The sequence below is a fragment of the Aquabacterium sp. genome, assembly GCF_034003525.1.
Classification (GTDB): Bacteria; Pseudomonadota; Gammaproteobacteria; order Burkholderiales; family Burkholderiaceae_C; genus Aquabacterium.
Window position 1 is genome coordinate 28,684 of the sequence record NZ_JAVEYN010000024.1, and the last position, 15,197, is coordinate 43,880.

General features: G+C 63.8%; 15 protein-coding genes. 13 read left to right on the forward strand and 2 right to left on the reverse strand.

From position 1 onward, the window contains the following. Nucleotides 1–15: 15 nt before the first annotated feature. The 13 genes from nuoE to RBT42_RS13370 are packed head-to-tail and all read left to right on the forward strand — an operon-like array spanning nt 16 to nt 13,297. Complete coding sequence (nuoE, locus tag RBT42_RS13310) at nt 16–501, forward strand: NADH-quinone oxidoreductase subunit NuoE (RefSeq protein WP_320365907.1); 486 nt, start codon at nt 16–18, stop codon at nt 499–501. Nucleotides 502–513: 12 nt separating this feature from the next. Continuing rightward, a complete protein-coding gene (gene nuoF / locus RBT42_RS13315; protein ID WP_320365909.1) occupies nt 514–1,857 on the forward strand; it encodes an NADH-quinone oxidoreductase subunit NuoF in 1,344 nt (447 codons plus the stop codon). 14 nt (nt 1,858–1,871) lie between these two features. Further along, nucleotides 1,872–4,187 (forward strand): NADH-quinone oxidoreductase subunit NuoG, encoded by a 2,316-nt coding sequence (gene nuoG / locus RBT42_RS13320; protein ID WP_320365910.1) that lies wholly within the window; start codon nt 1,872–1,874, stop codon nt 4,185–4,187. 19 nt (nt 4,188–4,206) lie between these two features. Continuing rightward, on the forward strand, nt 4,207–5,265 hold the full coding sequence (gene nuoH, locus RBT42_RS13325) for an NADH-quinone oxidoreductase subunit NuoH (RefSeq protein WP_320365912.1): 1,059 nt from the start codon (nt 4,207–4,209) through the stop codon (nt 5,263–5,265). A 12-nt stretch (nt 5,266–5,277) separates the two neighbouring features. Continuing rightward, on the forward strand, nt 5,278–5,772 hold the full coding sequence (nuoI, locus tag RBT42_RS13330; protein ID WP_320365914.1) for an NADH-quinone oxidoreductase subunit NuoI: 495 nt from the start codon (nt 5,278–5,280) through the stop codon (nt 5,770–5,772). 6 nt (nt 5,773–5,778) lie between these two features. Beyond that, on the forward strand, nt 5,779–6,426 hold the full coding sequence (locus RBT42_RS13335; RefSeq protein ID WP_320365916.1) for an NADH-quinone oxidoreductase subunit J: 648 nt from the start codon (nt 5,779–5,781) through the stop codon (nt 6,424–6,426). Then, nucleotides 6,423–6,734 carry an NADH-quinone oxidoreductase subunit NuoK gene (gene nuoK, locus RBT42_RS13340; protein WP_320365918.1) on the forward strand — a complete coding sequence of 104 codons (312 nt, stop codon included), beginning with the start codon at nt 6,423–6,425 and terminating at the stop codon, nt 6,732–6,734. Before RBT42_RS13335 ends, nuoK begins: the two co-directional genes overlap by 4 nt. 17 nt (nt 6,735–6,751) lie before the next feature. Then, nucleotides 6,752–8,755 carry an NADH-quinone oxidoreductase subunit L gene (gene nuoL / locus RBT42_RS13345; RefSeq protein ID WP_320365919.1) on the forward strand — a complete coding sequence of 668 codons (2,004 nt, stop codon included), beginning with the start codon at nt 6,752–6,754 and terminating at the stop codon, nt 8,753–8,755. Between the two features lie 16 nt (nt 8,756–8,771). Continuing rightward, on the forward strand, nt 8,772–10,259 hold the full coding sequence (locus RBT42_RS13350; RefSeq protein ID WP_320365921.1) for an NADH-quinone oxidoreductase subunit M: 1,488 nt from the start codon (nt 8,772–8,774) through the stop codon (nt 10,257–10,259). 13 nt (nt 10,260–10,272) lie between these two features. Next, the gene (gene nuoN, locus RBT42_RS13355; RefSeq protein ID WP_320365923.1) at nt 10,273–11,754 is read left to right on the forward strand and encodes an NADH-quinone oxidoreductase subunit NuoN; all 1,482 of its coding nucleotides are present in this window, start codon (nt 10,273–10,275) and stop codon (nt 11,752–11,754) included. Nucleotides 11,755–11,793: 39 nt separating this feature from the next. Continuing rightward, nucleotides 11,794–12,099 carry a DUF2818 family protein gene (locus RBT42_RS13360; protein ID WP_320365925.1) on the forward strand — a complete coding sequence of 102 codons (306 nt, stop codon included), beginning with the start codon at nt 11,794–11,796 and terminating at the stop codon, nt 12,097–12,099. A gap of 24 nt (nt 12,100–12,123) precedes the next feature. Further along, the gene (locus RBT42_RS13365; protein ID WP_320365927.1) at nt 12,124–12,729 is read left to right on the forward strand and encodes an NUDIX hydrolase; all 606 of its coding nucleotides are present in this window, start codon (nt 12,124–12,126) and stop codon (nt 12,727–12,729) included. Nucleotides 12,730–12,751: 22 nt separating this feature from the next. Then, the gene (locus tag RBT42_RS13370; protein ID WP_320365929.1) at nt 12,752–13,297 is read left to right on the forward strand and encodes a DUF1178 family protein; all 546 of its coding nucleotides are present in this window, start codon (nt 12,752–12,754) and stop codon (nt 13,295–13,297) included. Nucleotides 13,298–13,337: 40 nt separating this feature from the next. Here the strand turns inward: RBT42_RS13370 and RBT42_RS13375 are convergent, their stop codons facing one another. Together RBT42_RS13375 and RBT42_RS13380 are read right to left on the reverse strand one after the other, a co-directional pair. Further along, a complete protein-coding gene (locus RBT42_RS13375) occupies nt 13,338–14,813 on the reverse strand; it encodes an FAD-binding oxidoreductase (protein ID WP_320365930.1) in 1,476 nt (491 codons plus the stop codon). Further along, nucleotides 14,810–15,197: DUF2069 domain-containing protein (locus RBT42_RS13380; protein WP_413785902.1), on the reverse strand; the 388-nt coding region annotated here is incomplete at its 5' end. The genes RBT42_RS13380 and RBT42_RS13375, both read right to left, overlap by 4 nt.

The following is a 15,197-nucleotide window of genomic DNA, read 5'->3' on the forward strand; positions in this document are numbered from 1 at the left end:
GTGACCGAGCTAATCATGCTGAGCGAACAAACCAAAGCGCGCTTCGACCGCGAAATCGCCAAGTACCCGGCTGACCAGCGTCAGTCGGCGGTCATGGCCTGTCTGTCCATCATCCAGCAGGAGCAGGGCTGGGTCTCGCCCGAGGCCGAGCAGGCCATCGCCGATCACATCGGCATGCCCGCCATCGCCGTGCACGAAGTGACCACGTTCTACAACATGTACAACCAAAAGCCCGTGGGCAAGTACAAGTTGAACGTGTGTACCAACCTGCCTTGCCAGCTGCGCAATGGCCAAGGCGCCCTGCAATACCTGTGCGACAAGCTGGGTGTGGAAGACGGTGGCACCACGGCCGATGGCCTGTTCACCGTGTCGCATTGCGAGTGCCTGGGTGCTTGCGCCGACGCACCGGTGGCCCTGGTCAACGACCGTCAGATGGTCAGCTTCATGAGCAACGACAAGCTCGACGAGCTGGTCGATGCGCTCAAGGCTCAGGCCAAGTGAGGGGGAGACAAGATGCTTGACCTTTCCAAATTCCAGGCGACCGGCAAGGAAACCGTTTTCCACGGCCGCCACATCGAGCCCCAGATCTACGCGGGCATTGACGGCACCAACTGGGGCCTGAAGGACTACGAGTCGCGCGGCGGTTACGCGGCGCTGCGCAAGATCCTGGGCAAGGACGGCGGCGAAGGCATGACCCAGGATCAGGTCATTGCCGAAGTCAAGGCCTCGTCCCTGCGTGGTCGTGGTGGCGCCGGCTTCCCCACCGGTCTGAAGTGGAGCTTCATGCCCCGCACCTTCCCGGGCCAGAAGTACCTCGTCTGCAACTCCGACGAAGGGGAGCCGGGCACGGCCAAGGACCGCGAGATCCTGCGCTACAACCCCCACACCGTCATCGAAGGCATGATCATCGCGGCCTACGCGATGGGCATCACCGTGGGCTACAACTACATCCACGGCGAGATCTTCGAAGCCTATGAGCGTTTCGAAGCCGCCCTGGAAGAAGCCCGCGCGGCCGGCTACCTCGGCAACAACATCATGGGCAGCGACTTCAGCTTCCAGCTGCACGCACACCATGGTTTCGGCGCCTACATCTGCGGTGAAGAAACCGCACTGCTGGAATCGCTGGAAGGCAAGAAGGGCCAGCCCCGCTTCAAGCCGCCTTTCCCGGCCAGCTTCGGTCTGTACGGCAAGCCGACCACCATCAACAACACCGAAACCTTCGCGGCCGTCCCCTGGATCATCCGCAACGGTGGCGAGGCCTTCCTGGCCGTGGGTAAGCCCAACGCCGGTGGCACCAAGCTGTTCACCATCAGCGGTGACGTCGAGTTGCCTGGCAACTACGAAATCCCGCTGGGCACGCCGTTCTCCAAGCTGCTGGAGCTCGCCGGTGGCGTGCGCGGCGGCAAGAAGCTCAAGGCCGTGATCCCCGGTGGTTCGTCGTCGCCCGTCATCCCCGGCCACATCATGATGGACGTGACGATGGACTATGACGCCATCGCCAAGGCCGGCTCCATGCTGGGTTCGGGCGCGGTCATCGTGATGGACGAAACCCGCTGCATGGTCAAGGCCCTGCAACGCCTGTCCTACTTCTACATGCACGAGTCCTGCGGCCAGTGCACCCCTTGCCGCGAAGGCACGGGCTGGCTGTGGCGCATGGTTGATCGCATCGAAACCGGCCGTGGTCGTCCGGAAGACATCGAACTGCTGGACAACGTGGCCGAGAACATCCAGGGACGCACCATTTGCGCCCTGGGCGATGCGGCTGCCATGCCGGTGCGCGCCTTCATCAAGCACTACCGCGATGAGTTCGTGCACCACATTGAGCACAAGTCCTGTGTTGTGCCGTCCTACATCTGAACTGGACAACAGTCATGGTTGAAATCGAAATCGACGGACAGAAAGTCCAGTGCCAGGAAGGCAGCATGGTGATGCATGCGGCTGAGCAATCTGGCACCTACATCCCGCACTTCTGCTATCACAAGAAGCTCTCGATCGCTGCGAACTGCCGCATGTGCCTGGTCGACGTCGAAAAGGCGCCCAAGCCCATGCCCGCCTGCGCCACGCCCGTGACGCAAGGCATGATCGTGCGCACCAAGAGCGAGAAGGCCATCAAGGCTCAGCAGAGCGTGATGGAGTTCCTGCTGATCAACCACCCGCTCGATTGCCCGATCTGCGACCAGGGCGGTGAGTGCCAGTTGCAAGACCTGGCTGTGGGTTACGGCGGCAGCGCCTCTCGCTACAACGAAGAAAAGCGCGTGGTCTTCCACAAGGAAGTCGGCCCGCTGATCTCGATGGAAGAGATGAGCCGCTGCATCCAGTGCACCCGCTGCGTGCGTTTCGGCCAGGAAGTGGCCGGCGTCATGGAGCTGGGCATGGTCAACCGCGGCGAGCACTCGGAAATCGAGACCTTCGTCGGTCAGACCGTGGACTCCGAACTGTCGGGCAACATGATCGACCTGTGCCCGGTCGGTGCCCTGACCAGCAAGCCTTTCCGCTACAGCGCCCGCACGTGGGAGCTGTCGCGTCGCAAGAGTGTGAGCCCGCACGACTCCACCGGTGCCAACCTGATCGTTCAGGTCAAGAATGGCAAGGTGCTGCGCGTGGTGCCGCTCGAAAACGAAGATGTCAACGAGTGCTGGATCGCCGACCGCGATCGTTTCAGCTACGAAGCCCTCAACAGCGACCAGCGCATCACCAAGCCCATGCTCAAGCAGGGCGGGCAATGGCGTGAAGTCGACTGGACCACGGCCCTGGAATACGTGGCCCAAGGTCTGAAGTGCATCAGCAAGGAACAAGGCGCCAACACGATCGGCGCCCTGGCCACCGAGCACAGCACCGTTGAAGAGCTGTACCTGCTGGCGCAACTGATGCGCGGCCTGGGTTCCGACAACGTCGACACCCGCCTGCGTCAGGCTGACTTCACCACCGGCGCCGGTGCGCGTTGGCTGGGTCTGCCGATCGGCGAGCTGTCTACACTGGACCGCGCCCTGGTCGTCGGCTCCTTCCTGCGCAAGGATCACCCGCTGTTCGCCTCGCGTCTGCGTCAGGCCGCCAAGCGCGGTGCCCAGGTTTCCGCCATCGGCGGCGTGAACGACGACTGGCTGCTGCCCGTCGCCAACCGCGTGACCGTGGCCCCGAGCGCCTGGGTGCAAGCCCTGGCCGACGTTGCCGCTGCCGTGGCGGCCGAGAAGGGCGTGAGCGCCCCGGTCGCAGGCAATGCCACCGAGGCGGCCAAGGCCATCGCCGCGTCGCTGCTGTCCGGCCAACGTGGCGCAGTGTTGCTGGGCAATGCCGCCGTGCAACACCCGCAAGCCTCGTCGCTGCAGGCCCTGGGCCAGTGGATCGCCGAGCAGACCGGCGCCAAGCTGGGCTTCTTCGGTGAGTCGGCCAACTCGGTCGGTGCACAACTGGTCGGTGCCCAGCCTCAACAAGGCGGCCTGAACGCAGGTCAGATGCTGGCAGGCAAGGGTCTGAAGGGCATGCTGCTGCTGGGCGTCGAGCCCGAGTTCGACGCTGCCAACCCCGCTGCCGCCATGGCCGCGGTGCAGGGCGCCGAAATGGTCGTGTCGCTGTCGTCGTTCAAGACCTCGGCGATGGACTACGCCGATTGCATCCTGCCGATCGCGGCTTTTGCCGAAACGTCGGGCACCTTCGTGAACGCCGAAGGTCGCGTGCAGAGCTTCCACGGTTCGGTCAAGCCTCAAGGCGATGCCCGTCCGGCCTGGAAGGTGTTGCGCGTGCTGGGCACGATGCTGGGTGTGGCCAACTTTGGTTTCGAGACCTCGGAAGAGGTCAAGGCCGCCGCCCTGGGTGACCTGGCTGCGCTGCCCGCCAAGCTGAACAACGCCACCTCGGCGGCCATCCAGCTGGGTGCGTCCACCGGTGGTCTGGAGCGTCTGGCCGACGTGCCCATCTACAGCGCTGACGCCCTGGTGCGCCGCGCCCCCGCGCTGCAAGCGACGGCCGACGCCAAGTGCCCGGTCGCCAGCCTGCCGCAAGCCCTGTGGGCCGAGCTGGGCCTGTCCCAAGGTGCGCAGGTCAAGGTCACGCAAGACGGCGCGTCGGCGGTGTTGCCGGCTGCCCTGGACGCCAGCCTGCCTGCCAACGTCGTGCGCGTGCCCGCTGCCACGGCGGCCACCGCCACCCTGGGTGCTTCCTTCGGCGCAGTCCGCGTCGAAAAGGCCTGAAGGGTAGGGGAGACAACAGATGATTGATACCCTGTACAACGCTGGTGCCGCCAACCTGGGCGCAGCCTGGCCCGTGGTCTGGTCGCTGATCAAGATCGTGGCGCTGGTGCTGCCGCTGCTCGGTTGCGTGGCTTATCTGACCCTGTGGGAGCGCAAGGCGATTGCCTGGACGCAGATCCGTCCCGGTCCCAACCGCACGGGTCCGCTGGGCTTGCTGCAGCCGATCGCTGACGCCGTCAAGCTTATCTTCAAGGAAGTGATCATCCCGACGGCGGCCAACAAGAGCCTGTTCTTCCTGGGCCCGATCATGACCATCATGCCGGCCCTGGCCGCATGGGCCGTGATCCCCTTCGGTCCGGAAGTCGCGCTGGCCAACGTCAACGCCGGCCTGCTGTTCCTGATGGCCATCACCTCGCTGGAAGTCTATGGCGTGATCATCGCCGGCTGGGCCTCGAACTCGAAGTACGCCTTCCTGGGTGCGCTGCGCGCCTCGGCACAGATGGTGTCCTACGAAATCGCGATGGGCTTCTGCTTCGTGATCGTGCTGATGACCGCCGGCTCGCTGAACATGTCCGACATCGTGCTGAGCCAGGGCAAGGGCCAGTTCGCAGAAATGGGCCTGGGCTTCCTGTCGTGGAACTGGCTGCCGCTGCTGCCGGTTGTGGTCGTGTACTTCATCTCCGGCTTGGCCGAAACCAACCGCCACCCCTTCGACGTGGTGGAAGGTGAATCGGAAATCGTGGCCGGTCACATGATCGAGTACTCGGGCATGTCGTTCGCCATGTTCTTCCTGGCCGAATACGCCAACATGATCCTGGTCTCGACCCTGTGCGCGATCCTGTTCTTTGGGGGCTGGCTGGCACCGGTGGAGTTCCTGAGCTTCATCCCGGGCTGGATCTGGCTGGGCATCAAGACCTTCATCATCGTGACGATGTTCCTGTGGGTGCGTGCTTCCTTCCCCCGCTTCCGTTACGACCAGATCATGCGTCTGGGCTGGAAGATCTTCATCCCTGTCACGCTGATCTGGCTGGTGATCGTTGGCGGCTGGATGATGTCGCCCTGGAACATCTGGAAATAAGGGGCCATCGAAATGTCTGCTACGTCCCTCAAAGAGTTCGTGACCAGCTTTTTCCTGCTGGACATGTTGAAAGGTCTGGCCCTGACCGGTCGTCACTTCCTGAAGCCGCACATCACCGTGCAGTTCCCGGAAGAAAAGACCCCGCTGTCGCCTCGCTTCCGTGGTCTGCACGCTCTGCGCCGTTATGACAACGGCGAAGAGCGCTGCATCGCCTGCAAGCTGTGCGAAGCCGTCTGCCCGGCCATGGCCATCACCATCGAGTCCGATGTGCGTGATGACGGCTCGCGCCGCACCACCCGCTACGACATCGACCTGACCAAGTGCATCTTCTGCGGCTTCTGCGAAGAAAGCTGCCCGGTGGATTCGATCGTGGAAACCCACATCTTCGAATACCACGGCGAGAAGCGCGGCGATCTGTACTTCACTAAGGACATGCTCCTGGCGGTGGGTGATCGCTACGAAAAGGAAATTGCAGCCAACAAGGAGGCGGACGCGAAATACCGCTGACCCGTTATGGACACCTTAAGCCTACTTTTCTATACCTTCGCCTTCGTGCTGGTCTACGCGGGTTTCCGCGTGATCACCGCCAAGAGCCCGGTGACCGCCGTCCTGCATCTGGTGTTGGCGTTCGCCAGTGCTTCGTGCGTGTGGATGTTGCTGCAAGCCGAGTTCCTCGCCATCTCCCTCGTGCTCGTGTACGTGGGGGCGGTGATGGTGCTCTTCCTGTTCGTGGTGATGATGCTCGATATCAACACCGATTCGCTGCGTCGCGGCTTCTGGAAGCATGTGCCGGTGGCCGGCCTGATCGGCGTCCTCATCGTGCTTCAGATGTCGTTCGTGCTGACCCGCGGTTTCGACCTGCCCGTCGCCAAGACCATGCCGCCTGAGGTGGCTGCAGTGCCCAACGCCAAGGCGCTGGGCATCGAACTGTTCAGCAACTATCTGTTCCCCGTGCAGGTCGCGGCCGTCATCTTGCTGGTGGGCATCATTGCCGCCATCGCCCTGACGCTGCGCAAGCGCAAGGATGCACGCTTCCAGAAGCCGGCCGAACAGGTCCGCGTCAAGAAGGCCGACCGCCTGCGCGTGCACAAGGTGGCTGCCGTGGTGGAGGCCCCTGCGGTCGAAGCCGATGCCAACAACCAGGCTGGAGGCCAAGCATGACGTCGATCACCCTTGGACACTATCTGTCGCTGGGCGCGATCCTGTTCACGATGTCGATCATCGGCATCTTCCTGAACCGCAAGAACCTGATCGTGCTGTTGATGGCCATCGAGCTGATGCTGCTGGCCGTGAACCTGAACTTCGTGGCCTTCTCCCACTATCTGGGTGACATGGCCGGTCAGGTCTTCGTCTTCTTCATCCTCACCGTCGCGGCCGCCGAGTCGGCCATCGGTTTGGCCATTCTGGTGCTGGTCTTCCGTAATCGCCACGCGATCAACGTGAGCGAGCTGGACACCCTCAAGGGCTGATCGGGAGAGATACAACAATGTCTGAACTTTCTCTCAATTCGCTGCTGGCGGTGCCCCTCGCACCGCTGGTCGGCTCGATCGCTGCCGGCTTGTTCGGCAAGACGATTGGTCGTCGCGGCGCCCACCTGCTCACCATCCTGGGTGTGCTGATCTCGTTCATCATCTCGGCGATGACGCTCAAGGCCGTCGCCGTCGATGGGGCCAGCTTCAATGGCACCGTCTACGAGTGGATGACCCTGGGCACGCTCAAGATGGAAGTCGGCTTCATGGTCGACGGTCTGACCGCGATGATGATGTGCGTGGTGACCTTCGTGTCGCTGATGGTGCACATCTACACCATCGGCTACATGGAAGAGGACGACGGCTATCAGCGCTTCTTCAGCTACATCTCGCTGTTCACCTTCTCGATGTTGATGCTCGTGATGAGCAACAACCTGCTGCAGCTGTTCTTCGGCTGGGAAGCGGTGGGCCTGGTGTCGTACCTGCTGATCGGTTTCTGGTTCAAGAAGCCCACGGCCACGTTCGCCAACATGAAGGCCTTCCTGGTCAACCGTGTCGGTGACTTCGGCTTCATCCTGGGCATCGGCCTGCTGCTGGCCTACACGGGCACGCTCAACTACACCGAGCTGTTCGCCAAGGCCAACGACCTGACCGCGTTGACGCTGCCCAAGACCGACTGGGCGCTGATCACCGTGATCTGCATCTGCCTGTTCATCGGTGCGATGGGCAAGTCGGCGCAGTTCCCGCTGCACGTGTGGCTGCCTGACTCGATGGAAGGCCCGACCCCGATCTCCGCGCTGATCCACGCCGCCACCATGGTGACGGCCGGTATCTTCATGGTTTCGCGCATGTCGCCGCTGTTCGAGCTGTCGGATGCCGCACTGAACTTCATCGTGGTCATCGGCTCGATCACCGCGCTGTTCATGGGTTTCCTGGGCATCATCCAGAACGACATCAAGCGTGTGGTGGCGTACTCCACGCTGTCGCAGCTGGGTTACATGACCGTGGCGCTGGGCGTTTCCGCCTACAGCGTCGGCATGTTCCACGTGATGACCCACGCCTTCTTCAAGGCCCTGCTGTTCCTCGGTGCTGGTTCCGTGATCATCGGCATGCACCACGATCAGGACATCCGCAACATGGGTGGTCTGTGGAAGCGCATGCCCATCACCTGGATCACCTTCCTGCTGGCCAACCTGGCGCTGATCGGCACGCCGTTCTTCTCGGGTTACTTCTCGAAGGACTCGATCATCATGGCGGTCGAAGCCAGCAACCTGCCTGCCACCGGCTTTGCCGAGTTCGCGGTGCTGGCTGGCGTCTTCGTCACGGCGTTCTACAGCTTCCGTGTGTACTTCCTGGTCTTCCATGGCAAGGAAAACTTCCACCACAAGCCTTTCCCGGGTGAGCACGACCACCATGACGACGACCACGGCCATGCCCATGAGCCGCACGAGTCGCCCTGGGTGGTGACGGCACCGCTGGTGCTGCTGGCCATCCCCTCGGTGGTGATCGGTTTCCTGACCGTCGGCCCACTGCTGTTCGGTGACTTCCTGAAGTCGGCGATCTTCGTGGACGCCGCCAAGCACCCGGCGATGACCGAGCTGGCCTCGCACTTCCACGGCGCGACCGCCATGGCGCTGCACGGCTTCCAGGCTGCACCGTTCTGGCTGGCTCTGGCCGGTGTGATCACGGCTTACGTGTTCTACATGGTGGCCCCGCAGATCCCGGCCACCCTGGCCAAGGTGCTGCGCCCGCTGATCGTGATCGGCGAGAACAAGTACTACCTGGACTGGTTCAACGAGAAGGTCCTCGCCGCCGGAGCGCGACTGATTGGTCGCATCTTCTGGAAGGTGGGTGACGTGGCGCTGATCGACGGCCTGATCGTCAACGGCTCTGCCAAGCTGGTGGGCCTGATCGGCTCGCTGACTCGCCTGTTCCAGACGGGTTACCTCTATCACTACGCGCTGGTCATGATCCTGGGGGTGCTCGCCCTCATGACGTGGTTCGTGTTCCTGCAGCACTGAGCGCGAGGAACGGTTCATGCAAACAACCTCCAATATCCTCTCTCTGGCCATCTGGATTCCGGTGGCTTTCGGGATCCTGTTGCTCGTGGCTGGCCGTCAGCAACACGCCGGCATCGCCCGCTGGATCGCGTTGATCGGTTCGGTCATCAGCTTCCTGGTGACCCTGCCCTTGATGACCGACTTCGACACGACGACGGCAGCGATGCAGTTCGTCGAGAAGGCCGCCTGGATTGAGCGCTTCAATGTGTTCTACCACCTGGGCGTTGACGGCATCTCGATGTGGTTCGTCCCGCTGACCGCCTTCATCACCATCATCGTGGTGCTGGCCGGCTGGGAAGTCATTGAAGACCGGCCGCACCAGTACTACGGCGCCTTCCTGATCCTGTCGGGTCTGATGGTGGGCGTGTTCTCGGCGCTCGACGGCATGCTGTTCTACGTGTTCTTCGAGGCCACGCTGATCCCGATGTACATCATCATCGGTATCTGGGGCGGTCCGCGTCGCGTGTACGCCGCCTTCAAGTTCTTCCTGTACACCCTGCTCGGCTCGCTGCTGATGCTGATCGCTCTGGTCTACCTGTACTACAAGTCGGGTGGCAGCTTCGACATCCTGACCTGGCACAAGCTGCCGCTGCCGTTCACGTCGCAGGCCTTGCTGTTCGGTGCGTTCTTCGCGGCGTTTGCTGTGAAGGTGCCGATGTGGCCGGTGCACACCTGGTTGCCGGACGCCCACGTGGAAGCTCCCACCGGTGGTTCCATCGTGCTGGCCGCGATCATGCTGAAGCTGGGTTGCTACGGTTTCCTGCGTTTCATGCTGCCGATCGTGCCCGATGCCTCGCATCAGTTCGCCCCGATCGTCATCGGTCTGTCGCTGATCGGTGTGATCTACATCGGTCTGGTCGCGATGGTCCAGCAGGACATGAAGAAGCTGGTGGCCTACTCGTCCATCGCCCACATGGGTTTCGTGACCCTGGGCTTCTTCATCTTCAACGAGCTGGGCATCGTTGGTGGCCTGGTGCAGATGATCGCCCACGGCTTCGTGTCGGGCGCCATGTTCTTCAGCATCGGTGTGCTGTACGACCGCGTGCACTCGCGTGAAATCGCCAGCTACGGCGGCGTGGTCAACACCATGCCCAAGTTCGCGGCCTTCGCTCTGCTGTTCTCGATGGCCAACTGCGGCCTGCCGGGTACCGCTGGTTTCGTGGGTGAGTGGCTGGTGATCCTGGGTGCCGTCGAGTACGACTTCCTGATCGGCTTGCTCGCTGCCACGGCCCTGATTTTCGGCGCGGCTTACACCCTGTGGATGTACAAGCGCGTGTACTTCGGTGCCGTGACCAACGACCACGTGCGCGAGCTGAAGGACATCAACGCCCGCGAATTCCTGATTCTGGCCGTGCTGGCGGCCGCCGTGCTGTGGATGGGCCTGCAGCCCAAGCCCTTCACCGATGTGATGCACGTTTCGGTGACGGAGCTGATCAAGCACGTCTCCCTGAGCAAGTTGAACTAAGGGCCGACACAAAATGACTGATTTGAACTGGCTCGCGGTGACCCCCGAGATCGTCCTGCTGGGCATGGCCTGCGTGGTGGCGATCCTCGATCTGTTCGTCACCTGCCCGCAGCGCAAGCCTACCTACTTCCTGACCATGCTGTCGCTGGCGGTGGTGGCAGGCTTGCACCTCAGCGCGCTCGACAGTGGCGCATCGGTGTACGCCATGCAACGCATGGTGGTGACCGATCCGATGGGTCACCTGTTGTCGTTGTGTGCGACCCTGGCCGTGATGGGCACCCTGGTGTACGCCCAGAGCTATGCCGCCAGCCGTGACCTGCTCAAGGGCGAGTTGTTCTCGCTGAGCATGCTGTCGCTGCTGGGCATCTCGATCATGATCATCGGCAACAACTTCCTGGCCATCTACCTGGGCCTGGAGCTGATGTCGCTGTCGCTGTATGCCCTGGTGGCCCTGCGTCGTGACGATGCCAAGGCGGTCGAGGCCGGCATGAAGTACTTCGTGCTGGGTGCCCTGGCTTCGGGCTTCCTGCTCTACGGTCTTTCGATGATGTACGGTGCCACCGGTTCGCTGGACATCGCCGAGGTCTATCAGGCCACGCTGACCGGCGAGATCAACAAGCAGGTGCTGGCTTTTGGCGTGGTGTTCATCGTTGCGGGCCTGGCCTTCAAGCTGGGTGTGGTGCCATTCCACATGTGGGTGCCTGACGTCTACCAAGGCGCCCCGACGGCCGTGACCCTGCTGGTCGCTGGTGCACCCAAGCTGGCTGCGTTCGCGATCACCATCCGCCTGCTGGTAGAAGGCCTGATCAACAGTGCCACCGATTGGCAGCAGATGCTGATGATCCTGGCCGTGGCCTCGATGGCTGTGGGTAACCTGGCGGCCATTGCGCAGAGCAACCTCAAGCGCATGCTGGCCTACTCGGGTATCGCGCAACTGGGCTTCATGCTGTTGGGTTTCATCCCGAGCGTGGTGGCTGGCAACACCGTGTCGGCTGGCAACGGCTACGGCTCCTCGTTGTTCTACGTGCTGACCTACGTGCTGACCACCCTGGGCACCTTCGGCCTGATCATGGTCCTGTCGCGTCCGGGCTTCGAGTCGGAAGAAATTTCCGACCTGGCTGGCCTGCACAAGCGCAGCCCCTTGCTGGCCGGTGTGATGGCGGTGTTCATGTTCTCGCTGGCCGGCATTCCGCCGACCGTGGGCTTCTACGCCAAGCTGGCCGTGCTGCAGGCGCTGATCACCACCAACGATCCGGTCCTGCTGGGCGTGTCGATCGCAGCCGTGTTGCTGTCGCTGATCGCCGCGTTCTACTACCTGCGCGTGATCAAGGTCATGTACTTTGACGAGCCGGCAGCTCAGTCTCCCGCCATCCAAGGTGGCGCAGCACCCGCACTGTTGTCGATCAATGCGCTGGCCGTGCTGGCCCTGGGCATCTTGCCCGGTGCGCTGATGACACTGTGCGCCAATGTGATCACCCAGTCTTTGGCAGGATGATGTCGACATGAAGATGACCTTGTGTCGTCGTGAAGCACCATGACGGGCCTCGTGCCCGCATGGGCTGTGCTTCTGGTGCTGTTGGCCGCGTTGATCGCGGCCAATTTGCCTTTTCTGAACGAACGCTTGTTTGTGGTCGGGCCACGTCGCTCACCCAAGTCCGTGGCTTGGCGCCTGCTCGAGTTGCTGGTGTTTGCCTTGCTCGTGGCCCTGCTGGGCCGCGCGCTGGAGGGGCATCTCGGGCGCGTCAGCCCGTTGCGCTGGGAGTTCGTGGCGGTGTGGTTGTGCGTGTTCCTGACGCTGGCCTTTCCCGGCTTCGTGTGGCGCTATCTGCGCAAGCACTGAGATCGAGACGGAGTACCCCGGGTCATGCCCCAGTCTGAGTCCCCCTCATCCGTGCCATCTGCCGACGCCCACCTGCGTGAGGACACGCTGACGTCCGAGCCGGTCTACCAGGGGCATTTCCTGGAGTTGCGCCGGGACCGGGTCGCTTTGCCCGACGGCCGGGAGGCCACCCGTGAGTACGTGGTGCATCCGGGCGCGGTGATGATCGTGCCCATCCTGCCCGATGGTCGTCTGGTGATGGAGCGTCAGTACCGCTATCCGGTGCGTCAGACCATGATCGAGTTCCCGGCCGGCAAGCTGGACGCGGGCGAGGGCGGACTGGCCTGCGCACAACGCGAGCTGCTGGAAGAAACCGGCTACCGCGCAGCCCGCTGGGCCAAGGCCGGCATCCTGCATCCGGTGATCGGCTATGCGACCGAGGTCATCGAGATCTGGTTTGCCGACGGGCTGAGCCTGGGTGAGCGTCAGCTCGACGAGGGGGAGTTCCTCGACGTCTTCACGGCCACGCAGCAGGAGCTCGAAGACTGGATGCGTGATGGCCAGCTCACCGATGCCAAGACGGTGGTGGGCATGATGTGGTTGTTGCAGTGGCGTGCCGGGCGCTGGCCGCTGCAGTGGCAGACGGTGTGACCCCCGCGACCGGATCCTGACGATGTTGGTGGTAGACCTTCACTGCGCGCACGGTCATCATTTCGAAGGCTGGTTTGCCTCGTCCGACGACCTGGCGTCACAGCAGGCGCGCGGCTTGGTGACGTGTCCGGTGTGTGGCGATCAGGAGGTGGTGCGCCGCCCCTCCGCGCCGCGCTTGAATGTCTCGCATCTCAAGAGTGAGGACCTGCCTCCAGCAGGTCGCCGTGCCCGTGCGCATCCGGTTGCACCGGACGTTGCGGCGCCGGTGTCGGGGGCTGGCGGCGTGCCGGCGACCCGCGCTGGCGGGGACGAGGCGTCCCAGAACGCCGAGGCGGCGCTGCAGGCCTTGCAGGCCGCGTATCTGCAGGTGGTCCGCCATGTGGTGACCCAGACCGAAGATGTGGGTGAGCGTTTTGCCGAGGAGGCGCGCAGCATCCACCATGGCGACGCACCGGAGCGCCCCATTCGCGGTCAGACCTCGCCCGAGGAGCGCGAGGCTCTGCGTGAGGAGGGCATCGAGGTGCTTAGCCTGCCCATTCCCGAAGGGCTCAAGGGCCCGTTGCAGTGAGCGCCCGCCTGCGTGGGGGGGCCGGCTCGTGCGCCTGAGGTCAGGGGACCAGTCGACCTGGGTTGAAGCGATCTTCAGGGTCGAGCGCGTGCTTGATGGCGCGCATCCAGGCCGTGCGGGTGGCGCTTTGGCGTTGTCCCAGTTCGGCCCGCTTGAGCTGACCGATGCCATGCTCGGCCGAAATCGTGCCGCTCAAGCTCAAGGCCAAGTCATACACCAAGGCATGGATGGCGGCTTCGTGCTGCACGAGGAAGGCCGCGGTGTCCATGCCCAGCGGGGCCTGAACGTTGTAGTGCAGGTTGCCATCGCCCAGGTGACCGAAGCAGACGATGCGACAGCCCGGGACGAGTTGCTGCAGCGCGGCTTCGGCTTGCGTGACGAAGGCGGGAACGAGCGAGGTGGGCACGGCGATGTCGTGCTTGACCATGTGCCCTTCGATTTTCTCGGCCACCGGGATGGCTTCGCGCAGCGTCCACATCGCGCGGTATTGCGCTTCGGTCTGTGACAGCGTGGCCTGCTCGATGAGGCCTTGTTGCTGGGCTTCGTGCAGCAGGGTTTCCAGGTCGTCGGTCAAGGTACTGGCGCGACCGGTGTCGGCGGTGTCGAGCAGCACCGTCCAGGCGGGCAGGGCGGGCTGATCCGGCGTGAGCAGGGCGCGGGCCGCCTGCGCCTGTTCGGGCAGGTGGTGCAGCGCCAGGGCCACCGGGGCGTGGTGCATGACCTCGAAACCGGTGAGGCGGGCGTCGAGCAGGGTGCGGGCCTGTTGCAGCAGGCTCACGCATTGCGCCAGGGTGGCGCAGCCGACCAGCGCGGCCTGTCGGTGGGTGGGGCGGGGATACAGGCGCAGGGTGGCGGCCGTGATGACGGCGAGGGTGCCTTCGCTGCCGATCAGGAGGTCACGCAGGTCGTAGCCGGTGTTGTCCTTGCGCAGGCTTTTGAGGCCATCCCAGACTTCGCCTTCGGCGGTGACCGCCTCCAGGCCCAGGCACAGCTCGCGCGCCGTGCCATAGCGCAGCACCTGGGTGCCCCCTGCGTTGGTGGCGAGGTTGCCGCCGATGGTGCAACTGCCCTCAGAGGCCAGGCTCAGCGGGAACAGCAGCCCGGCTTCGTCTGCGGCACGCTGCACCTCGGCGAGCAGGCAGCCCGCCTGCACGGTCATGGACAGGTTGGCGGCATCGACGGCGAGCACGCGGTTGAGCCGGCCCAGGTTGAGCACGATCTGCTGGCCGCTGTCGTCCGGCACGGATCCGCCCACCAGGCTGGTGTTGCCGCCCTGCGGCACGATGCTGACCCGGTGACGGGCGCACAGGCGCACGACGGCAGCGACCTCGTCGGTGGAGCCGGGGCGCACGATGGCCAGGGCCTGACCGCGGTAACGCTTGCGCCAGTCGATCTGATGGCGATCGAGCGGATCGTGGGCGTCGGGCCTCAGAACGGCAGCAGGGCCCACCATCTGCCGCAAGGCTTCGAGCAAGGCCTCATGCTGGCCGCAGGGCGACGAGGGCGTGTCGCTCATGCGGCTGCGCCCTTCTTGGGCTTGGGAGGCAGCACGCGCAGGCGCAGGCGGATGTAGACCGAGCAGGCGGTGAACAGCAGCACGCTGAGGGCGACTTCGATGCCCGCCAGGATCTGAGACAGGCCAGCATCGCCGGTGACGCGCACCACGCCTTCGGTGAAGTACAGCCAGATCAGCAAGGTGAGCCAGCGGTAGGTGTAGAGCCGGTGCTTGAGCAGGCCGGCCACGCCCAGGCACAGGGGCAGCACCTTGAGGGCCAGCATGCCGGTGCCTTGGGGCAGGGGCGCGAGCCACAGCTCCCACGCCACCCCCAGCGCGATGAGGCCCACCAGCGCGGTCACACACAGCAGGCGCAGGCGTTCGATCGTCGCTTGGCGCTCCGGT